We start from the raw sequence: 21,018 nt of genomic DNA, 5'->3' as shown, positions 1-21,018 counted from the left end.
CACGCACGCGTACCGGCCTCCGAACTGGTCGCACAGAGCGAGACGGCTGCGCGGCGCACCGCGTACGGCCAGCGGCAGATGAGCGCGTTTTCCGCAATCTTCAGGATCATGCTCAGCTCCACGGGCGCTTGAAGATGTAGCCCCAGAAACTGTCGGCGCCGCTCGTCAAAATCGGATCTCTATTGACCAGACGCCGCATTACCGCCTCTGCTCGCCTCACCGCGGTCCTCTCTGGGAGATCACTATTCTGGCTCGGCATTGCTCCACACACTTTGTTGAGGAAATAGTAGAACAGGGCCAGGTTCGAGTTAACCGGAAGGTCATCGTGATCCGGGAACAATTGCCAGACGCTGCCATCATTGGCGCTGAGCCCGAAGTACCCGCAGCCACAGGTGAGATCGAATGGCAGCTCGTGCCGATGCCAGTCAACCGCTTCTCTGCCCAAAATATAGTACGGAGGAAACAGCGGCTCCACAGAGCTTTGAGGCGAACGGACGAACAAGGATCCATACGCCGGCAGACCCACGTCGACGAGGAGGTTTCGGGTTTCGCAGTTCACGCGCCAGTCACCTACGGTGGCGTCGTCGAGTGGCTCGACGACGCCACCGTCCGACCAGCGGGCCATGTCAGCACCCCACTGGGAGCTCGTCTTCCCCAAGATTCGGTACACGGCGAGTCATCCTAAGTCCGGCTGACCATGCTCAACGTCGAGCCAAGTGGCTGTGGCTGCCTCATCGGCAGCTCAAGATGTCAGCCAGGCCCGGCGCCCGACCACTCAACGTGACAGCCCATGGCGACAACGTGCTCGACCGGCGGCCAGAAGAGTGCGGCTTGCAAGAACGTGTTGCACTTGACGGATGGAAGCCATCGTCGCTGGCGTACTTACCTTGATCGGCACCCTCATGGGCGCTTGGTCTTCCTACTTCTTCCAAAGCAGAGGTGCCGCCAGATCGGAGCGATTTGCTTTTACTAATCGCTTACACCAGGAGCGCATGAGCACCTATAGCACGTTCGCCGGTACACTCATGGACTTTCGTCGTTCACAATACGCACGATGGCACCGGGCCAATAGCGCGGACAGCGATGAGGCTCTTCGGCGAGAGGCCAGGGACGAGGCAGCAAGGCTGCGTGCAACTGCTTGGGACGCTTTTTTCCGCGTGGAACTACTTACCGAGGACGCGACGTTAGCAACTCTGGCAAAGGAGGCACTTGAGGCTGCACGGTCCATGGAGAAGGCCGAAACGGAGCAGGAACTCCTTCAAAAGGGTGCGCAGACAAAGCAGTTGCTGACCGACTTCGTGAAGTCGGCCGGTGCGCAGGTGCGAGCAGTCAGCGCTTCTCCTGCTCATGTCAATTCTGACAGTATGCCCGTCGGCAAGGGCCGCCGACGAGCAGGCGACCGTGACGAGTGACGCAAACTGCACGTCCGCTGGTTGACTGGGCGCGCGACTCGCTGTGAGAGGTCGTCGTGAGCTCCGCTCGGCTGAGTAGATCCGGGTTCGTTTCGCAGCACCCTTACGGGAAACTGGTGAAGTGTCGCTACGCCGTTACCTGAGCAGTTTTCGGCCACCGGTTGAAGAGCCCGTCTTGACCGAGGCCGTACCGAGGCGGAAGACCGATTGTTCTGGCCGGCCTTGCTCTCACCGTCGGTGGTTCCCGTGCCGCAGCCACCTCCTTCGACGTCGATCCCGCTGATGTCGAGGAATAGGCTGACAGAACCCATTAGATCCGGATGTAGTCGCCGCCTCTCAGGTTTGCCGACTCTGGGGAGATCGAAATACGGCTGCTGCGCCGAAAACGCTGAGTTACGTTGCTCCGATGCATGCGCATGCGGCCCAGCGGGCAACACAGGCAGCCATGTCGAGCGCCTCGATGCTCGGCCTGAGCACCTCCGACGCCGCCGTCCTGCAAAACTCGAACAAGCTCACCCTGCGTCTGCAGCCCTGCGACGTTCTGGCCCAGGTGGCACCGGCGGCGCGCCAGTGCGCCCAGCTTGAAGTGGACATCGCTCAGCGACTGTTCGAGATCGGGAGCCCGGTGGCCGCGCTGCAGGCGCCCGAGGTCTTCGTGTGGGACGACTACGTGGTCACCCTGTGGACCTATTACGAACCGGTGACTTCTCCAGCGATCCCATCCGCGGATTACGCCGAAGCGCTCGAACGTCTGCACGCCGGAATGCGCCGGGTCGACCTGCTCACCCCGCACTTCACCGACCGGGTTTCCGAGGCCCAGACGCTCGTGGCCGACCACGACCGAACTCCGAACCTGGCCGAGGCGGACCGGGTCTTTCTCGCCGGCACGTTGAACCGCCTTCGCCGAGCGGTCAGCGATAGCGGCCGGCCCGAACAACTCCTGCACGGCGAACCTCACCCGGGCAACCTGCTCTCGACCTCGATCGGCCCACTCTTCATCGACTTCGAAACGTGCTGCCGGGGGCCGATCGAGTTCGACCTGGCCCACGCGCCCGACGAGGTCGCAGAGCTCTACCCGGGCGTCGATCACGACCTGCTCCGAGATTGCCGGACCCTCATGCTGGCGATGATCACTACCTGGCGCTGGGATCGCGACGACCAATTTCCTGACGGCCACAGGTTCGGCATCGAGTGGCTGAGCGAACTCCGGAAGGCGACGGCTCGCTAAGGTAGCGAACATCGTCATCGGCACGAGCGTGCACCAGGCGAAACTTGGGGACACGGTCGGCGGCTAGATCCGGGCGTGGCGTGGCGTGTGCGGTGCGACCTAGCCTGTCTGCATGCGACGCTTCCACGATGAGGACCTCACCGGCGCGGAATTCCGCGAATGCGACCTGAGTAGAGCGCGGATGGTCGGCGTGGTCATGCAGGACGCCGAGATCGACGGCCTGGTCACCAATCTTGTGGTCAACGGGGTCGAGGTGATGTCGTACGTCGAGGCGGAGCTCGACCGTCGTCACCCGGTACGGCTGCTGATCCGCTCAGATCAGCCGGACGACCTGCGAGAGGCCTGGCGGCAACTGCGGGACGATTGGGCGACGACTACCGAGCGAGTTCGGTCCATGCCCGAGAACAGCGAACATCGCGGCGTCGACGGCGAGTGGTCGATGGTCGAAACCCTGCGCCACCTTGTCTTCGTGCACGACTCTTGGTTCCGACGCTGCGTGCTCGGGCTCACCGAGCCGTTCACGGCCATGGGACTAGGTCCATCGTTCGTCATGGACCAGGAGGACGGGCTCGACCCGTCCGCCCAACCGAGCCTCGACGAGGTACTCGCCGTACGAGTCCGGCAGGCTTCAGAGATCGAGACATGGCTGACCAAGGCCACGCCTGATCAGCTCGCGAAGACCGCGCCGGTCCCGGACGACGACAGATGGCCCCCGTACGCCAAAGGGCGGACAGTGCGGCAATGCCTCGGCACTGTGCTCAACGAGGGATGGGCTCACCACCGGTTCTGCAAGCGTGACCTGGACAAACTGTCGCATCAGGGTTCTTCACCGGGTTCATGAGCGAACTCTGAGCCTGTGCTGCCGTACTTCGTGACAGTCGCGGTCACGTGGATACCACTGAAGCGGACGCCTGTGAACGCGACGCTTTCCATCCCTCCAAGGGGTGGATCGGTCTACGCTTTCGGAGATGACATCGGCCTCGGATCAGAGTCCCGTCAAGCACGACCGGCCGTCGAGGGTCAGCACAGTCGCGGCGGCTACAGCAACCGCACTACTCGCGGTCATGTCGTACTTCGCACTGCTCCTTGCTGGGCTCGCCGCCGCGGCGACGTCGCACTGTGATGACGCGGAGCACCACGCCGCCTGCGCCCAAGACGGCTTCTGGTGGGCTACGACAGGGCTCCTCTACCTGACCATCGGCGGCCTCGCCGTTGCTGTCATCGGTGCCTGGATATGGCCGCGCCGTGCCCGCTGGGCATGGATCGGTGCCGGTTACGTTGTGGTTTTCGTCGGATTTGTCAACAGCCGCACGCTTTTGGGTGGCACTCCGTAGCTGGCGAGCGTCCGGAATCGCACGCGATCTCCATGCCAGCGGTCCAACCACGAGACGAGCCGATCCATACGGCCGTGGCGCACCTGACTAACCCTGAAGTCGTTGCGCCCAGTACACGTGCCCATCACCGCGGCTCACCCAACCGCCGTCGACCTTGACAGGCCTGACCGCCTGCAGCCAGGGATAGCGCTCAGCGATCTTGTTGTCCTCGCTCGAGCTGCCGACGCTGATGGCCTCCTGGCGCGGCGAGGTCGCGTGGAAGCCACCCGCCTTGGCATTGGTGCGCTTGTCAATGAGAAAGACTTCGAAGCGCCCGCCGTCGGGTGATTTCCGGCGGGGTCTGCCAGGAGATCCGGCCGAGCACCAACTGGGCGTCATCTCCGAACACCGGCGCAGGTACGCCATCGCCGAGTGCCGCCTTCGCCTCGTCGGTAACTGACGAACGCGAGCGACGGGCTTTCGCCTCGCTCGCTGTCCGAGGCCCTGCCATCACGGCCAGCGCAAGAGCGACCGCAGACTCGGTCATTCACCCGGTCGGCACTGGCAGTGACTGATGCGCCGGACCGCCCCGCGATGGCAGCGGCAGGAGAATGCGCGCTGGGACAGCAGGCCGTGGGCGCTTCCTCGCTCTTCATAAAAGGGATGCCGAATCGCCGAACTGAATGTAGAACGTCGGGTCCGATTGCCGCCAGACGAGCACGCGCGTGAAGACGACAGTGGGGACATGGCAAACGATCTTGACGGCAGAGTGGCATTGGTAGTTGGCGGGAGCCGGGGCATCGGCGCCGGCGTGGCCGCGCGGTTGGCCGAGGACGGCGCTGATGTGGTGCTCACCTTCCAGCACCGCGACGATCAGGCCGCGGTCGTGGTGAAGCAGATCGAGGGTTTCGGCCGCCGCGGTATGGCGCTGCAGGTGGACAGCGCAGACCCGGCGGCGGTGACCACCGCGGTCGACCGTGCGGTGGCCCAGTTCGGGCGGCTGGACATTCTGGTCAACAACGCGGCGGTGTTCTTCGTCGGGCCGGTGGAGGATCTCGGGCGGGAGGAGTTCGATCGCATGATCGCGGTCAACGTGCGGGCTCCGTTCCTCGCGTCGAAGGCCGCGGCCAGGCACATGGGTGACGGCGGACGGATCATCACCATCGGAAGCAATATGGTGGAACGCACGGTGTTCCCGGGCTTCTCGCTGTACTCAATGAGCAAGACCGCCTTGGTAGGACTGACCAAGGGTCTCAGCCGGGACCTCGGCCCGCGCGGTATCACCGTCAATCTGGTCAACCCCGGCCCGATCGACACCGATATGAACCCGGCTGACGGCCCGGCCGCAGGCACGATCATCGGCTTTACCGCGCTGGGCCGTTATGGAACACCGGCCGAAATCGCGACGGCAGTTGCCTATCTCGCAGGTGACGGTGCTCGGTACGTCACCGGCGCGGTGATCAACGTCGACGGCGGTTTCTCGGTCTGACGGTCGGGTTTGAGGCGTACGGTCGCGGCAATCCGGCCGCGACCGTCTCGTCGCACCGCGCCTGGTGATTTGCGAGCATCAGTCTCGCTCAACACGGCGACGCCCTCACATCGGCAAGAGCGCCCGCCGGACGTCGCGCTCCAGTGGTCATACGAGTCGACAATCTGAGGCAGCCGCGAGGATCGCGCATGAGCGGACGCTTGCGTCTCTGGGCGGCGCGGTGTGTAGTCGTTCAGACACAGAGGAGCGGAACGATGGCACGAGTCGTCATGCAAGCTGTGGTCTCGCTGGACGGATACATCGCTTACCCCGACGACACGGTCGGGCCCCTATTCGACTGGTACGGAAACGGCGACGTCACCATCCACGCGAACGACAAATGGTCGTTCAACGTGAGCCAAGCTTCTGCCCAGTACGTGCAGCCCTTCTGGGACGACATCAAATACACGGTGATCGGTCGCCACTTGTTCGATACCACCGACGGCTGGGCGGGTGTGCCGGCAGCCGGAGACGAACTGGTGGTCATCACCCATCGACCGCTGCCTGAGCAGTGGCTAGCCAGGTTCCCCGACGCGCCGTTCCATACCGCCGCCTCCGTCGAGGCAGGCGTCAGACTCGCGAAAGACCTGGCGGGAGACGGCCTGGTCTGCGTAACTGCGGGCGATGTCGGCGGGCAGGCGTTCTCGGCGGGACTCGTCGATGAGGTGGCCATGGACGTCGCACCGGTGTTCCTCGGTGAAGGAGTGCGGTTCTTCGGCAGCCACACCGGTACGGTCCTGCTCGAGGACCCGGACGCCGTCGTCCAGGGCGATCGCGTCCTGCACCTGCACTACACAGTCAAGCGGTAGCGAAAAGCCGGCACCGCTCCGCGCCGCATCGCCCAATCATGATTCGGGAGCGTGACGGCGCGACTACTCTGGCACGGCAAGTGGCGGCGGCGCTTCCTCGTACTCGCCGAGTGCGTATCGCAACCGGTGATTGAGATCCGAAAGCGACTGCCGCAGGTCCCGCTCGCTCCCTCCGCCCGCGAGAAGCCCAGCTCTTTCAACCCGGCTACCGATGCGACGCGACAAGCGCTCGGGAACATGGCCCGCCGTGAGTTCGCCTTCGAGCAAGGCCAGAAGACCAATCAGCGCAGCGAGGTCTTGGGCGTGACAGTGTCGCGGGGCCAGGGCGTCCGATCCGTCCGCGCTCATGCCGCCCACCCTAGCCAGAGGTCCGCGGGACGACGCTCCCGGCGCGGCAGAAAGTGTGCACTCCCGAGGGGACAAGGGCGAGCTGCGCTGCTCTCGGCCATGGCGCCGCTTGAAGGCCTGCTGGCCGACCGCGGTCGGCTGGTCAGGGGACGGGAGCGTTACCGACCGCGGCGAGCAGCATGACAGGGAACTCTCGGTCCGCCTGGCCGACCGCGAGTGCGACCCATCGTCCCGATGGCTGCCGCCAGATGAGCATCAGACCGCTGAGCGAGGAGAGCTGGAGCATTGGCTGCGGGGCTGGTTCCTCGGTCCATAGATAAGGGTCAAGGTCAACGGGCTCTGGCTTGCCCCAGCGGGAAGTCAGGGCGGACACCAGCGACTGGAAGGCGACGTCGATCTCCTGCTCAGCCGCTTCGACGACCTCCGTACTGGGATCGTCCCAGAAGTCCCGGCTGGCTTGGAGGACGGACAGGTGGTGGCCAGGACCGCTGGAGCAGAGTTCATCCTGCGTCTCGTGTGCCGGGAAAGGCCGAGCGAGCAACTCGTCAATCAGCCTAAGTTGATCTTCTTCCGCCACGGCATGAGACTAATCCGCAGCGGCTCGGCGCGGCCCATCGGCCCTGCGATGCCGACCTACGCTGAAGGGCATTCTTAGGCTGTTCGCGGCCACCGCGTTCCTCTTCTGCTCGCTGGTCGGCTGCGCCGTGTTGGCTCTCTGGAGCCGCGCGAGGCGGCTGGCCGTCGCTCTGGTGTGGGGAGCATCGGCTGGATTCGTGTTGACTTTTGTTGTCGCTTTCGCCGCTTGATCGCCGTCCGTCTGCCTGCGACAGATCGAGAGCGGATCTCGGCATGAGCGAGTGTTGCCACCAGATGAGGGCACGCAAATTCGGCATGCGCGGGCGCGCACCGTCAACAAGCACTACGACCTGGCCGGTACGAGCGAGCTCACAATGCTCTTCGGCGAGCCGAGTAGCCGATCCCTCAAGAAACGCCGAACTCCTCCTTCATGACCTTGGCGACCGGCGAATCAGGCCGCTCCCGGGGCACACCGTCGACGGTCACGTCGACAACCTCGTCGAAGAACGCGACCAGACCGGCGAGCGGCGACGCGTCGGGCAGCGGGTCCAGGTAGGTCCAAGCCAGGTTCTCCCCCACCGCGAACGACAGGTACGTGGCACGGCCCTTGTACGGGCAGGCAGTCACCATCTCGCTGGGCAGAACCTCCGCCTTGACGTCCTCGCGCGGCAAATAGAACCGCGGGTGCAGCTTCGTCTCGAACACGAGTGTCGGCGTGCGCGACTCGGCGAGCAGCACACCGTCCCGCTCGATGCGCACGTGCCGGCTGCTGCGCCGCGCGTCGATGCGGGAGAACGGATCGCGCGGGTGCGAGAACAGGGGCTCGTCCTCCTCCGTCCAGTCGAACGCGTCGAAGTCGAACACGACGTGACCGGCGAGGTCCGCGTCGTCCGGGCGGAACGCGGCGCGCTCGCGGACGACGTCGCCCACGCGGACGTCGTACGTCTGGCCGGGCGTGGAGTGCACGGCGAACGGGATGCCGGGATGCAGCACCGGTACGTCGCTCTCCCCGGCCGGCTCGACGGGTACGAGTTCGGCCCGGACATCCTCGTCCGGCACGGCGTACGTGGGCACGATGCGGCGCGGTTCCCACACCAGGAGCGCGGCACGGCTGTCGGCGACGATCCGGCCCTGGAGCCGGGCACGGACCCATTTCTCCGTCGGCTCGTGCCGCAGCACGCCGAGCAGCCTCATCATCTCGTCACCGACTTTCAGACTCATGCCGACCAGTCTTCTTTCAGACTCATGCCGACCAGTCTTACCGCTACACCCGCGCCCGGGCGCCTTTCATCGGATTCTCGACTTCCCGCAACGAAGCAAGCGCCGACGACCCCCGCCGGATCGCGCGCCGGTGGGGGTCGTTGGAGGAGCAGAAAAGCAACAACTATGCGTACGTGTAACCGGCTCGATGATCGAGCACAGCGGCCGGGGTGACGTCAGACCACGGCTGCATGGCGTCGTTCAGGTCGACCACCCCCGAGGTGCCGGCGGCCGGCAGGTAGCGGCCGGTGTCGAATCCCCAGCGCGTCTGCCACAGCGACCACAGCCGGTCGATGTTGCAGTGGTGCAACCAGAACACCGGGTCGTTCGGCGAGTCCTGCTGGCCCATGTGCCCGCCGACCCAGACGTGCGCCCGGTTGTGCAGGTTCGGCGTCTGCCAGCCCTCCATGCGGTTACGCATTCCGCTGGTCGACGAGCTGTTCCACGGCGCGGCGTCGTACGTCGAAATGCCCAGCACCGAATCGACCTGGGCGGCGGTCGGCAGCGAGCTGCTGCCCATCGCCCGGCGCAGTGACGTCGAGGACGACGGGCTGACGTTGATGCGCCAGTTCGTGGCGCCGGCGAACGGGCCGGTGGCCACCGGCCCGTTTCCCCCGGAGCCGTTGCCGCCCATGAAGTCCGCGGTGAACGGTGCCCCGGAGGTCGTGCGGTCCACGGTCCAGTCCCAGTACGGAATCGAGACCGCTGGGTCGTACACCTGCAGGGCCCGCTCGAATTCGATGAGGTACTGGCGGTGCCAGGGCAGGAACGACGGCGACTGGTGGGCGTAGCGGACGCCGCTGACAGTGGCGAAGTAGGTCATGTGGGTGGTGACGAACCAGTCGTAGTTACGCCCGGTGGTCTGCGCCTTCAGGCGCTTGACGGCGGCGACGAATGCCGCCTTCTCGGTACTGGTCAGGTCGCGTGCGTTCTTGCGGACGCCCATGGTGGTCAGCCTTTCGGTGTGGTGGACAGGGGTGGACGGCCGCGGGTTCAGCGCCCGTGGTCGTGGTGCTCGCCGGCGACGGCGGTCAGCTCCGTGTCGCCGAGTACGTCGACCGCGCGCTTGGCCAGCTTCAGCAGGCCACCCTTGTTGCGCTCGGCGTCGATCAGCACCGGCTCGTAGTGGTTGATGGCGCTGATGTAGCCGATGGTCAGACCACCTCCGGCAGCCGGCAGCTCGATCTCCATGACGGCCAGCTTCCGGCCGTCGATGAACACCTCGTGCGGCTTGCGCCGCTGCCGCGACGCCACGCCGGCGGGGCCGGCCACAGTCCCGCCGTGCACTCCCCTGATCCGTTTGCCGTGGTACTGCAGCTCGAAGTCGCGTGGATCCCGGTTCCCGGCGGGGGCGGCCAGTGCCTGGCCGGAGGAGCCGGAGATGGACAGGGCCCGCGCACCGGCGACCCCGGTGGCGACGGCGGCGGCCGCGGCTCCGTAACGCAAGGCGTCACGGCGACTCAGATGAGACATGTATTCCTCTTCCATTGGGAGTGGACCGCCGGCGCACTGTGATACCGGCGGGAAGCAAGGGGGCGCTGCCGAATGCTGGAGGTAATCGCGAATTGTGGTAGCGGGACGCGCGGCGGCGGCGGCGACATTCACGGAATACCGTCGAATACTCCGGAAGCACAAAACGGATTCGCTGGCGGCATCGCCTGCCGAACCAAAAGGGAGTTTGCCCGCTCCTCAGCGCACCGGCGAACGTTCCGTTTCGCGCGAATCCGGTCCGGCGCCGCCGAGGCCGGCAGGCTACCGCAGCTCGCCGAAGGCGGCCGGCGGCGCAGTGGTACGCAGCTTGACGGCGCTGATGTCGACTGTGCCCGGCGGTGCGGCAACAGACCGCGAGGGCGGCCCGGCGGCTACCGCCGAAATGGCGGCGTGCATGGTCGTACGCATTTGTTCGGTGTCCTTTACAAAAAGTCCGGGGATCGCCCGAGACAGGGTGGACCACCGACGGAAAGGATTTGGTCTCCCCGTTTTCGGCATGACGGAACATACCAGGATCCGGCACCGAACGATGTGGACGATGTCACAGACCACAGAAACACGTCGACGCTTCTTAACTATTGTTATTTTGTTATTCGATTTCCGCGCGGGAATGGGAGCGAATGTCCGATGCGCCGGGTCCGAAGAAATTGGCTCGAGCGTGCGGCCGCCTCCTGACCGACCTTTCAACCCTGACTTAACAGAGTGGAGGCCGCGCTCCCGTTGCTCCGACCATGAGCGCACCGCTCAGGCGACCTCGCGACGGCCGCGACCACACCGGCCGCGGTCGCGTACGCGGATCCGTACTGATCGGCATCGGGAGGAGGACGCATGCGTTATCGAAAGATCACGACGCTGGTGGCGTCGGCGGCCGCGGTAGCGGCGATCATGGTGGGTGCGGCCGGCGCGGCGGCCGGCCCAGCCCGGACGGCCGAGGAACCATCGGTGGCCGCGGCTTCCTGCCGCGGTGAGTCGTGCCGCGGTAAGAATCCCGTCGAGCAGGGCTGCACGGGCGACCAGGTGGTGCGGGTCGCCGGCTTCGGGATCACCGTGGGGCCACCCAAGCCCGGTGAGACGCCGGCCGACGTCAACCTCATGTACTCGCCGACCTGTGACGCCGCCTGGGGGCACTACTGGAGCAACAATCCCGACGAGAACCGGACGGTGCGGGTCGAGTGGCTTCCCCCGTACGGCGGCCTGCCCGGATTGAACGACAGCGTCGGCCGGACCACCGTGGGGCCGATCGAGTACGACCTTCCGATGGTGCCGTGGGGCCACTCGATCAGGATCTGCGCCCAGCCCGACTACAACATGAGCGAGACATGTTCGGGATGGCGATGACGATGACGATACGTAGCAAGGCGATCAGCGTCCTCGGGATGGCAGCACTACTGGCCGGATCGGCGACTCCCGGATCGGCGCAGGCCGCGCCGGAGCCGGCAGCGCCCGCGGGTGTCGCCTTCGAGGCGCCGGACGCCGCCTTCGGCGACGGATGGGAGAGCTCGACGGACGCCGCGGTCACCGGCGTCGGCGACGTCAGCGGATTCCATCTGTACGTGGCCCGCGAGTCCCAGGCCTTCGCATGGAAGCCCCTGGCCACCCTGCGATCATCCGGCACCGACCTGGGCGCGTGGACCGGCGAGTGTGCGTGACCGGATCCGGCCGGTACGCGGTCGCCGTCTACGCCCCGGTCATCGCGACGAACCGCCCGGCGGCGATGATGGCCGGCGCCTTCGCCTCCGTCGTGGACCTCGCGACCGGCACGGCCCGGCACATCGCGACCGGGGTGCAGCTGGCCTACTTCAACCCGGCCTGCGGCCCGTCGGACCGGGTCCTGCTCACCCGCGCCATCGGCGTCGACGGCGAGCGGACCGACCTGCTCGCCGTCAACGCGGGCACCGCCGAGGTGGAATCCACCCGCACGATCGACGCGCAGCTCACCACCCCGGCGCCCGCGCCGGACGGCGACTACGGCATCGCCGGCGGCAAACTGGTCAAGGTCGGCGGATCGGGCGCCTTGACCACCGTAGCCACCCCGGCCGGGCAGGCGTTCGCCGTCGCGGCGACCGCCGGTGGCGCCGTCGACCTGGTCTCCGTACGCGGCGACCAGGCGGTCGCGCAGCGCTGGCAGGGCGGGCGGCTCGCCCAGACCGGCACCGGGCCGTGGAACCGGTTGCAGCTGTTCCGCGGACCGGGCGGCAACCAGCTCGTCGGCGACGTGACAAAGGTGCGGACCGGACTGCCCGATCTGCGCACGCTACGCGCGGACCGGCAGGTGCGGGCGATCTCCGGGCAAGGACACCTGATCGTCGAGCGGGCGGCACCCCAGCCGGACGCGGTCGAACTCACCACCCGGGCCACGCACAGCGGGCGCGCCGCCACCGGATCGATCGCCGCCGGCGGCGGGCACCGGCTCACCGTGCCGCTGCCCGGCAGCCCCGCGCCGAAGGCCGGTCCCGCCCTTGCGCTGGCCGAGACGACCACGCCGTCCTGCGCCATCCCGCGCAACGATCCGTCGATCGAGCCGTTCCAGCCCAGCCACAACATGGTGGAGTGGGCGGTCGACCAAGCCGTCCACGACCGGCTGCGGGTGCAGCGCCCGGCGAACTTCCTGAAGACCGGGCTGGACGCCTACCAGCCACAGGTCAGCTTCCCGCTGAACGAACTGGCTTACGGCGACGCCGTACCGGCCCAGCTGATGCTGGCGATCCTGGCACAGGAGACGAACCTGGCCCAGGCGTCCTGGCACGGGGTGCCCGGCGACTCGGCCAACCCGCTGGTCTCCGACTACTACGGGAACCGCGCTCCGCCGGCGAACGGCAGCAACGACGTCATCGACTACACGAAGTCGGACTGCGGATACGGCATCGGCCAGGTCACCACCGGGATGCGGGTGGGCGACACCGTCTTCAGCCGGCCCAACCAGGTGAGGATCGCGGTGGACTACGCCGCCAACATCGCCGCCTCGCTCAACATCCTCATCCAGAAGTGGAACCAGCTCAGCCTGGACTCCGGCGGGCGCATGCAGCTCAACGACGGCGACCCGCGCTACATCGAGAACTGGTTCCTGGCCGTCTGGGCGTACAACAGCGGCTTCTACCCGTACGCCGATCGGTCGTCGCACGGCGGACGGTGGGGCGTCGGGTGGTTCAACAACCCGGCCAACCCGCAATATCCGGCTAACCGCGATCGGTTCCTGGCGAACAAGGCGGACGCCGCTATCCCGTCGCAGTGGTCGTACCCGGAAAAGATCATGGGCTGGGCGGAGACACCGCAGTGGGGCTGGAACGACAACGGGACCTACACCAAGTACGCCGAGCCCGTGTTCGGCAACACGTCATTCGGGAAGCTGGCTCTGCCCGACCGATACCAGTTCTGCTCGCCCGTCAACTCCTGCAACTGGACGGTGCCCGCCGACCCGTGCGCGCCGAGGAACGAGCAGTGCTGGTGGCACGGCAGCACGACGTTCGCCAACTGCGCGAACCACTGCGGCACCGAGCGGCTCGCCTTCGCGCTGGGCAGTGCCGAGCCGGCCATCCAACGCATCTACCAACGGGACTGCGCCGACTTCACCGGCGCCGCGGACAGCTACAAGGTCGCTCCACCGCTGATCGTCTACACCCTCAACGACACCGGCAAATACAACCTGGGGTGTTCGATCGGCCCGAGCGACGGCAAGTTCACCCTCCGGCTGGGCAGCCCGCCCGGCGAGGAGGTCTCCAAGTACGCCGCTATCGATCTGCACCAGCTCGGCGCCGGCCACAAGGGGCACATGTGGTTCACCCACGTCTACCCACCCAACTTCCCATCCGGCGAGACCAACGCCAAGCACCAGGTGGTCGCCACGTGGAGTCCCACCATTCCGTTCCCCTATCCGGCCAACCAGCGCTACGACATCGTCGCGCACATGCCGAGCCACGGCGGTGAGTGGAACACCTCCAAGTACTACATCTTCCCGGATCCCTTGAACGACTCGAACCCGGCGACCTGTCAGCTGGACCAGAGCACCGGCGGTGCCGACAAGTGGCGTTATCTCGGCGCCCACGCCCTGAAGAAGGGGGCCCGGGTGCAGCTCAAGAACGTGGACCCGGCCGGCCAGGGTGACATCGACATCGCCTTCGACGCGATCGCCTTCATCCCGATCTCCGGCGCCGGCCACAGTTGCGGGGCCGCCTACTGACCGTCCCGATCCGGCGGCCCTCGTCAGCCGAGGGCCGCCGGACGCCTGTCGAATCAAGGGGCCTGTGCCTACGGGCAGATCACTCGGCAGCCCGGGTCGTCCGGGACCTCGCTGCGCGGCGCGAACTCGTGCACCACGGTCCCGGTGCGGTGGGTCACGTTGTCATTGATCACGAAGTCCCAGTAGGTGATCTCCGCGTAGATCTCGTCGTTGCCGTCGGTGTCCTCGTTGAGGGTGCTGCCGTGCAGGACCCGGGTCAGTTCGGCGCTGAGCCCGCCCGGCCCGGCGGCCGGCCAGCCCGGCGCGAGGAAGAGGTCGGCGAGGAGCGTGCGCCTGTTGCCGTCGTCGCCGAAGAGCTGGGCGCGGAAGTTGGTGCCGTGGTCGATCTTCTCCTGGGCGGACCGCTGGGACATGAAGGCGTCCTGGCCGGCGACCGCCCTCCATTCGTTGAGCTGGCCGGTGCCGAAGAACCTGAGGCAGGCGTTGAAGGTGCGGAAGTCGTAGTTGCAGTGTGGGTCGCTCGGGGCGGCCTGCGCGGGGCCGATGCCGGCGATCTGCGTCAGGAGCATGGCCCCGGCGAACACCGGAGCCGCCAGCAGACGAGACAGTTTCATCGGTGATGCTCCATTCTCGGTGCGCTTGCTTGCACCGGGAACGCTGCTAGCGAGGCCGCACGGCCCACATGGGTACGCGGTACCCAGGTTCACTCAGCGGTCCCCCGTGTCGCGCCGCAGCATCCGGGTCTGGTGGCCCAGGCAGCCGGCCGCCCACAGCTCCCCGGCGCCCGTGGTCGCGGCGATCGCGGTAACCGCCGTACCGGCGACGTTGCCGCGCCCGATCGGCGGAGCCGGCAGTATCTCCTTGACGAGGCCGGCGCCGTTGAACGACAGGATCAGGGCGTTGTCGACCCCTCGGCTGACGTTGTAGCCGACGGCCCAGACCCCGGCGGGCACCGCCACCACGCTCCGCAGCTGTGTTCCCTCATCGGTGGCCGCTACCGGAATCGTCTGCCAGACACCACCCGACCAGCGCAGCGCGTACCCCACCTGCCGGTCCGCCGCCCGGCGGTAGCCCACCGCCCACACGCTGCCGTCGGATGCCGCCGACACGCTGAACAGCACGGTCTGCGCGCCGGGATCGACGCCGAGGTCCACCTGCCGCCAATCCTGGCCGTTCCAGTGCCAGACGATCGCCTGCGCTGTGGAGCCGAGGACACCGGAGTACCCGACCGCCCAGGCGTCCTTGGTGGAGGTGGCGCTGACGCCGGTCAGATGCACCGGCTGTGTGCCGGTGTCCGGCACGGCCACCGGCAGCCAGACCGAGCCGTTCCAGCGCAGGATCAGGCCGCGCGGCGTGGCACCCACCCCGGCGGCGGAGGAGCCGACCGCCCAGCCGTCGGCCGGGCCGGTCAGGTCGACGGCGGTCAGGTGCCCGTACGCGCCGAGCATCTCCACGGGTTCCACCGACCACGAGGCGCCGTCACCTCGCAGGATCAGCGGAACACCGCGGTCCGGGTCGGCCGGGCTGTCCGGGTCGTACGCGGACTGCGCGCTGAAACCGACGGCCCACAGCTGACTCGGCGAGGCGCCGGCCACCGCGGTCAGATTGTCGTTGCCGCCGGGCGTACCCGGGCTGGCCACCGTGCGCCAGGCCGAGCCGTCCCAGCGTTGGGTCAGGGTGCGCTGCCGGCCGGTCGCGTCGTCGCGCCAGGTGCCCACCGACCACACCGCGTCCGCGGCCGGCGCGGCCAGGCCGCGAGGCCGGTTCGCCGACAGGCTGGGGTTCGGGCTCGGTGCGACGGTCCACGGGCTGATCGGCGCGGCCGTGTTCGATGTCGTCAGGAGTACGGCGGCGATCACCGCCGTTAATGAAGTCATCCTCGAAGTCTGGGCGAGGTGGCGGCGGCTATCGCGTAGTCGATCCACCCAGGTTCTCCCCGGCACTACCCAAATTCCGGTACCCGGCGAGTGCGGCCCGGTCCGGTTCTCCGGTCTTCAGCAGCAGGCTCGCCACATGCTTCTCCACGGTGCGCGGCGACAGGAACAGCCGGGCGGCGATCTCCTTGTTGCCGAGCCGCTCGGCGACGAGCTCCAGCACCTCGTGTTCGCGGACGGTCACGCCCAGCCGGCGCAGCCCGGCCGGGATGCGGTCGCTGCCACGGCGCCGCTGCGGCACCGGCACGCCCATCTCGCGCAGCAGGGTGCGGCAGGCCGCAGCGACGCGTACCGCTCCGCTCTGGTGGAAGTAGGTCTCGGCCGCTAACAGCCAGTCCCGGGGGCGGCCCCAGCCGTCGGCGTGGGCCCGCTCGCCGATCAGGCGCAGCCCGAGGTGCCGGGCCAGCGGGTACGGTCCGGCGAGCTCCTCGAACCGCGCCACCGCGGCGGCGGCCTCGGTGCCGCGCCCGGCCCGTCCCTCCAGGACGGCTCGGCTCAGCATCACGAACTGCCGGTTCCACCGGGCCTGCCCGTGCGCCGAGCCGGCCAGTTCATCGTGCTCGTCGCGGCCCGCCTTGCCGGCCAGGGTCGCCAGCAGCAGGTACGGCCCGCGGTTGAACGACAGGTAGTGCGGTGGGCAGTCGGCTTCCTTCGCGATCGCCCGATCCATCTCGTGCCAGGCCCGTTCCGTGTCGTCCTCCAGCAGCGAGCAGAACGCCAGGCCGAGGCCCCACACCGCGGCCGCATGGTCGACGTCCTCGCCGCCCAGGGCGCGGTATCGCGCGTACAGATGATCGGTCTGCTCGCGCGACCCCTGATGAGCCGCCACGCAGACGCGGCGCGCGAGTGCGATCAGCCGGGTCTCGCTGAGCCGCAGCCGGGCGGCGACCTGCTCGGATCGGCGGGCGCACTGCTCGGCCGCGTCGAACTCGCCCCGGCACAGATGGACGACCGCCAGCTCGCACTGCATCACCAGGGCGGTCACCACGGAACCGGCCGCCACCGCCGTATCCCGCGCCCGGATCAGCCGGGTCGGATCGGCGTCGTGGATGCCGTCGATCACGCCGAGGTGGAACAGCAACCGGATCCGCCAGGTGATCAACCCGTGCTCCTCGGCCACCGCCAGCGCCTGGTCGCACAGCGCACGGGACTCCTCCAGGTCGCGGGTCCGGGCACAACTGGCCAGCACCTCCAACGCCGCGCACTGCACTTCCGGCTGCCCGGCCGCGCGGGCCGACCGCAACGCCCGGCCGGCGAGCCGGCGCGCTTGATCCATCCGGTCCGGCGTCGGATGGCAGAACCGCAGCCAGGCTTCCACCGCGTCGACCTCGGCATCGGCGCCGGCGGCCGCCTCCGGCGCCAGCAGCCGGCGCACGCTTGCGATCTGCCGCAGCCCTTCGGCCCACCGGCCGGCGGCCGTGGCCGCACGAGCCAACCGCAGATGTACGGCCGCGCGCCGCCCGATCGTGGCGTGCAGATCGAGCCAGCCGCCGAGTTCCACCGCACGCTGCACCTCACCGGCGTCGATGAGCGCGTCCAGCAGCACCTCCCGCAACGCCGTCGACGCGGGATCCGCGGCCGGCTGCCGATCCAGCAGCCGCAAACCTCGTTCGGCCTGCGCGATCGCGGTCGAGACGGCACCCTGCGTCCGGGCCCGCCGGGCGAGGTCACCGAGCAGTTCGGCGGCCCGCCGGGCGTCCCCGGCCTGGTACCACAGCTGCGCGGCCAGGTCCGCCCACTCCAGCGGCAGCTGCGGATGCCGCTGTTCGATCACCTGCGCCGCTCGCCGCGACAGCGACGCCGCCTCGACGGCGAGCAGGCTCGCCCGCAGGGCCTCCGCGGTCAGGGCGTGCCGGAACACGAACATGTCGGGTTCCTCGCCGGGCGAGATGAGCTGCGCGTCCGTGGCCTGGCGCAAGCAGGCGGACAGCTCCTCGACGGTGACGCCGGCGACGGCGCCCGCCACCGTGGCCGGGAAGGTACGGCCCAGCAGCGCCGCGACATGCAACAGGGACCGGCCACGCGGCCCGAGCCGCTCCGCGCGGGCGGCGACACTCTCGCTCAGAGCCGGCGGCACCCGGTCCTGCCACGGGACACGTACCCGCCAGCCGTCCCGGTCCGGTGTCAGAGCGCCCTCGCTGACCATTCCGGCCAGCAGCTCCTCGACATAGAACGGCACTCCGTCGGCCGCCTCGAGCAGCCGGCTCACGACCGGCTCCGGGATCTCGCCGGCCGGCACCTCGAGGCACTCGGCCGCGAGCTGTCGCACCTCGGCGTCGGCCAGCCGGCCGAGCTCCACGATGGTGGCGGCCCGGCGCCGGCTCGCCGCCCGGGCCAGCTCCAGGCCGGCGCTGGCTTCGGGCCGAACCGTGGCGATGACCAGCACAGGCTCCCGGCCGAGGTTGTCCGCCAGGTAGTCGAGCACGGCGAGAGTGTCGGCGTCCGCGTCGTGCAGGTCCTCCAACACGACCACGCAGCCGCGCTGCCCGCCGAACGCCACGAGCAGCCGCAACACCGCCTCGGCCAGCACCACCGGCGACTTGTCGAAGCCCGCCGGGCCGGCCGGCAGCCACTCCGGCACCAGCATCGACAACGCTGCACGGTACGGCAGCAGCTGCGGATCCTCCGGCGGCCCGGTACGCCGCAGCACCGACATGACCGCCTCGCGCAACGCCCGGTATTGCGCCGAACTGGTCGTCGCCCGCCCGCGCAGCACCTGTTGCCCCGCTTCGGCGGCGAGCCGCATCGCCTCGCCGGCCAGCCTCGTCTTGCCGATCCCGGCCTCACCGACCAGGAACAGCACGCCGCCGAAGCCGTCGGCAGCCGCCGCGGCGGCGTCGCGCACCACAGCCTGCTCCCAGCGGCGCCCAACCAGAGCAAGGCCGCCGAGCCGCAAGGACAGCGCCTGAGTCAGGTGGAACCACTCCCCCGGGCACTTTTGCATCCAGTGGAACGTCCGGATGCGGTGACCGGACCATAGGCGGGCGACGGCCCAGCCGGAACGAGCACGTCAGGAATGCGTCACCGGCGGGCCTGGGCAACTCACATCAGATCATAAAGTGGACACCTCCTTGTCCTGGGATAGAGCAGTGTCTATCCTCCCAGGAAAGCGCTTTCCCCCCGCTTGAAGGCGCGACGCCATCCCCACTATGAAGGTGAGACACCGATGAGACGATCAGTTGCCCTACGATGGACAGCCGGAGGAGCCACCGCGGCCGCAAGCGCCGCGATCATGCTCGCGCTGCCGTCGCCCCAGGCTCTGGCCGCCGACAATCTGAGCCTCGGCGCCGGCGCCGACGGTTCCAGCAAGGCCAGCGGCACCAGCTACGGCAACGTCCGGGACGGCAACACCGGCACCTACTGGGCGCCGGCCAGCTCGACCGGGTACGTCTCGGTCAAATGGGGCAGCGCCACGACGGTGTCCTCGGCCGTCATCAAGCAGGCCTCGGGCGGCGGTTCGATCAGTGCCTGGCGGGTGCTCAACGCCGACCAGGGCACCGTCCTGGCCAGCGGCAGCGGCAGCCCGAGCACCATCTCCTTCTCCTCGACCTCGCTGAAGAAGCTCACCTTCGAGATCACCAGCGCGTCCGGTGCGCCGCGGATCGCCGAGTTCGAGACGTACGCCAGCGGCGGCTCGAACCCGACCAGCAGCCCGACCGCCAGCCCGACTACCAGCCCCACCGCCAGCCCGGGCCCGACCGGCGGCACCGGCACTCCGACCGGTGCGTGGCCGAGCTCGGCCGGCTCGGTGACGATCTCCGGCACGGTCAGCGTCTCGGGCACCTTCGACGGCGGCATGAAGACCTACTGCTGCATCGGTGACGGCTCGCAGAGCGAGTCCCAGGACCCGATGTTCAAGATCGCCAACGGGGGCACCCTGCAGAACGTCATCATCGGCTCGCCCGCCGGCGACGGCGTGCACTGCGAGGGCACCTGCACCATCCGCAACGTGTGGTGGAACGACATCGGCGAGGACGCCGCGACCTTCAAGGGCACCACCGGTGGCACCAGCTACGTCATCGGCGGCGGCGCGAGGGCCGGCAGCGACAAGACGTTCCAGCACAACGGCAACGGCACCGTCAGCATCTCCGGCTTCTACCTCAGCGGCTCGGGCAAGCTGTACCGGGGCTGTGGCAACTGCTCCACCTCGCACCAGCGCCACGTCAAGATTGACAACGTGCTGCTGAACGACATCGACATGGTCGCCGGCATCAACAGCAACTGGGGCGACACCGCCACCATCACCCGCGTCACCATCAGCAACAGCTCCAGCGTCGTGGTCTGCGGCAAGTACAAGGGCGTCGCCAAGGGCAGCGAGCCGAGCTACCTCGGCGAAGGCTGGAACGACAGCAACTGCAAGGTCACCCAAAGCGACATCACCTACAAGTAACCCGTAGGTGCTTCGTGGAGAAGGGGCGCTCGCCTCGCGGTGAGCGCCCCTTCTCGGTCGAGGTCTATGGGGTGTCTGACGTGTAGCTCAGCGTGAAAGGCGGCGCGAGCGCATTCAGCGGTTCCACGCTGCCGCCAGGTCCGGCGGCATAAGCGTGGCCATCCTGTACGTAGAAGTTGAACGACGGGTGCAACGACAGTTCCTCACGCGCCTGGCCGATCCATCCCTGCGTCGACGACCACCGGGCCAGCCACGCCGGCACCGCCGGCATCAGTTCATACATGACATCGTCGAGAACGAACGTACGCACGAACAGGCCGAACGAGCCCGGCCGGTTCAAGTACGGCCGCTGAGCGACCAATGAACGTACGCTGCCGCCCGGCAGAACATCGTCCGGCTCCGTGACCAGGCACGGCCAGTCGATCTCCAGCTCGGGCTCGTCGGGTAACCGCGCGGCAAGGCCCAGGTGGAAACGAAGCTCGTCCAAGAACGACGCGGGGGCATCGGGCCGCAGGCGCAACGACAGCGTCCACTCGTAATGCAAGCTCACCG

At 68.0% G+C, this 21,018-nt stretch carries 22 protein-coding genes; 10 read left to right on the top strand and 12 right to left on the bottom strand.

Annotation, left to right across the window (positions count from 1 at the left end; translation table 11 throughout):
• Positions 1 to 112: 112 nt before the first annotated feature.
• The gene (locus I4J89_RS45185) at positions 113 to 625 is read right to left on the bottom strand and encodes an SUKH-4 family immunity protein (RefSeq protein WP_196420409.1); all 513 of its coding nucleotides are present in this window, start codon (positions 623 to 625) and stop codon (positions 113 to 115) included.
• Between the two features lie 232 nt (positions 626 to 857).
• Here I4J89_RS45185 and kilB point away from each other — a divergent pair, with 232 nt between their 5' ends.
• From kilB to I4J89_RS45165, 4 genes are all read left to right on the top strand, one after another.
• Positions 858 to 1,412, top strand: a complete 555-nt coding sequence (kilB, locus tag I4J89_RS45180; RefSeq protein ID WP_196420408.1) for a plasmid transfer protein KilB — start codon at positions 858 to 860, stop codon at positions 1,410 to 1,412.
• A 406-nt stretch (positions 1,413 to 1,818) separates the two neighbouring features.
• A complete protein-coding gene (locus I4J89_RS45175) occupies positions 1,819 to 2,640 on the top strand; it encodes a phosphotransferase family protein (RefSeq protein ID WP_196420407.1) in 822 nt (273 codons plus the stop codon).
• Between the two features lie 112 nt (positions 2,641 to 2,752).
• A complete protein-coding gene (locus tag I4J89_RS45170; protein WP_196420406.1) occupies positions 2,753 to 3,481 on the top strand; it encodes a DinB family protein in 729 nt (242 codons plus the stop codon).
• A 223-nt stretch (positions 3,482 to 3,704) separates the two neighbouring features.
• A complete protein-coding gene (locus I4J89_RS45165) occupies positions 3,705 to 3,974 on the top strand; it encodes a hypothetical protein (RefSeq protein WP_196420405.1) in 270 nt (89 codons plus the stop codon).
• Positions 3,975 to 4,061: 87 nt separating this feature from the next.
• On the opposite strand, the gene I4J89_RS45160 is transcribed toward I4J89_RS45165, so the two are convergent.
• Positions 4,062 to 4,379, bottom strand: coding sequence for a hypothetical protein (locus tag I4J89_RS45160; RefSeq protein ID WP_196420404.1), 318 nt, complete (start codon positions 4,377 to 4,379; stop codon positions 4,062 to 4,064).
• Positions 4,380 to 4,698: 319 nt separating this feature from the next.
• On the opposite strand from I4J89_RS45160, the gene I4J89_RS45155 reads away from it, so the two are divergent.
• Together I4J89_RS45155 and I4J89_RS45150 are read left to right on the top strand one after the other, a co-directional pair.
• Positions 4,699 to 5,442, top strand: a complete 744-nt coding sequence (locus I4J89_RS45155) for an SDR family NAD(P)-dependent oxidoreductase (protein WP_196420403.1) — start codon at positions 4,699 to 4,701, stop codon at positions 5,440 to 5,442.
• Between the two features lie 254 nt (positions 5,443 to 5,696).
• Positions 5,697 to 6,290, top strand: coding sequence for a dihydrofolate reductase family protein (locus I4J89_RS45150; protein ID WP_196420402.1), 594 nt, complete (start codon positions 5,697 to 5,699; stop codon positions 6,288 to 6,290).
• A 63-nt stretch (positions 6,291 to 6,353) separates the two neighbouring features.
• Here I4J89_RS45150 and I4J89_RS45145 read toward each other — a convergent pair whose 3' ends face one another.
• From I4J89_RS45145 to I4J89_RS45120, 6 genes are all read right to left on the bottom strand, one after another.
• Complete coding sequence (locus I4J89_RS45145) at positions 6,354 to 6,638, bottom strand: hypothetical protein (protein WP_196420401.1); 285 nt, start codon at positions 6,636 to 6,638, stop codon at positions 6,354 to 6,356.
• Between the two features lie 142 nt (positions 6,639 to 6,780).
• Positions 6,781 to 7,215: a hypothetical protein gene (locus I4J89_RS45140; RefSeq protein WP_196420400.1), complete on the bottom strand. Its 435-nt coding sequence runs from the start codon at positions 7,213 to 7,215 to the stop codon at positions 6,781 to 6,783.
• Positions 7,216 to 7,619: 404 nt separating this feature from the next.
• Complete coding sequence (locus tag I4J89_RS45135) at positions 7,620 to 8,435, bottom strand: DUF427 domain-containing protein (protein ID WP_196420399.1); 816 nt, start codon at positions 8,433 to 8,435, stop codon at positions 7,620 to 7,622.
• A gap of 163 nt (positions 8,436 to 8,598) precedes the next feature.
• Positions 8,599 to 9,420: a tyrosinase family protein gene (locus tag I4J89_RS45130; protein ID WP_196420398.1), complete on the bottom strand. Its 822-nt coding sequence runs from the start codon at positions 9,418 to 9,420 to the stop codon at positions 8,599 to 8,601.
• A gap of 47 nt (positions 9,421 to 9,467) precedes the next feature.
• Positions 9,468 to 9,947 carry a tyrosinase family oxidase copper chaperone gene (locus I4J89_RS45125; protein ID WP_196420397.1) on the bottom strand — a complete coding sequence of 160 codons (480 nt, stop codon included), beginning with the start codon at positions 9,945 to 9,947 and terminating at the stop codon, positions 9,468 to 9,470.
• 279 nt (positions 9,948 to 10,226) lie between these two features.
• A complete protein-coding gene (locus I4J89_RS45120; RefSeq protein WP_196420396.1) occupies positions 10,227 to 10,373 on the bottom strand; it encodes a hypothetical protein in 147 nt (48 codons plus the stop codon).
• Between the two features lie 420 nt (positions 10,374 to 10,793).
• Between I4J89_RS45120 and I4J89_RS45115 the strand changes: the two genes are divergently transcribed.
• The 3 genes from I4J89_RS45115 to I4J89_RS45105 are packed head-to-tail and all read left to right on the top strand — an operon-like array spanning position 10,794 to position 14,142.
• Positions 10,794 to 11,303, top strand: coding sequence for a DUF2690 domain-containing protein (locus tag I4J89_RS45115; protein ID WP_196420395.1), 510 nt, complete (start codon positions 10,794 to 10,796; stop codon positions 11,301 to 11,303).
• Positions 11,304 to 11,305: 2 nt separating this feature from the next.
• Entirely contained in the window at positions 11,306 to 11,614 is a 309-nt protein-coding gene (locus I4J89_RS45110; protein WP_196420394.1) for a hypothetical protein, read from the top strand.
• Complete coding sequence (locus tag I4J89_RS45105; protein WP_196420393.1) at positions 11,611 to 14,142, top strand: hypothetical protein; 2,532 nt, start codon at positions 11,611 to 11,613, stop codon at positions 14,140 to 14,142. Before I4J89_RS45110 ends, I4J89_RS45105 begins: the two co-directional genes overlap by 4 nt.
• A gap of 68 nt (positions 14,143 to 14,210) precedes the next feature.
• On the opposite strand, the gene I4J89_RS45100 is transcribed toward I4J89_RS45105, so the two are convergent.
• The 3 genes from I4J89_RS45100 to I4J89_RS45090 form a co-directional block, all read right to left on the bottom strand.
• Positions 14,211 to 14,756 carry a hypothetical protein gene (locus tag I4J89_RS45100; RefSeq protein ID WP_196420392.1) on the bottom strand — a complete coding sequence of 182 codons (546 nt, stop codon included), beginning with the start codon at positions 14,754 to 14,756 and terminating at the stop codon, positions 14,211 to 14,213.
• A 93-nt stretch (positions 14,757 to 14,849) separates the two neighbouring features.
• Complete coding sequence (locus I4J89_RS45095) at positions 14,850 to 16,019, bottom strand: hypothetical protein (protein ID WP_196420391.1); 1,170 nt, start codon at positions 16,017 to 16,019, stop codon at positions 14,850 to 14,852.
• 28 nt (positions 16,020 to 16,047) lie between these two features.
• Entirely contained in the window at positions 16,048 to 19,020 is a 2,973-nt protein-coding gene (locus I4J89_RS45090) for a helix-turn-helix transcriptional regulator (protein ID WP_196420390.1), read from the bottom strand.
• A gap of 222 nt (positions 19,021 to 19,242) precedes the next feature.
• On the opposite strand from I4J89_RS45090, the gene I4J89_RS45085 reads away from it, so the two are divergent.
• A complete protein-coding gene (locus I4J89_RS45085) occupies positions 19,243 to 20,466 on the top strand; it encodes a pectate lyase (RefSeq protein WP_196420389.1) in 1,224 nt (407 codons plus the stop codon).
• Between the two features lie 64 nt (positions 20,467 to 20,530).
• Here the strand turns inward: I4J89_RS45085 and I4J89_RS45080 are convergent, their stop codons facing one another.
• A complete protein-coding gene (locus tag I4J89_RS45080) occupies positions 20,531 to 21,016 on the bottom strand; it encodes a hypothetical protein (RefSeq protein ID WP_196420388.1) in 486 nt (161 codons plus the stop codon).
• Positions 21,017 to 21,018: the final 2 nt, after the last annotated feature.

This window comes from Actinoplanes aureus (assembly GCF_015704865.1).
In the GTDB taxonomy this organism is placed as follows: domain Bacteria; phylum Actinomycetota; class Actinomycetes; order Mycobacteriales; family Micromonosporaceae; genus Actinoplanes; species Actinoplanes aureus.
This window is presented reverse-complemented; position numbering and strand designations above follow the sequence as displayed.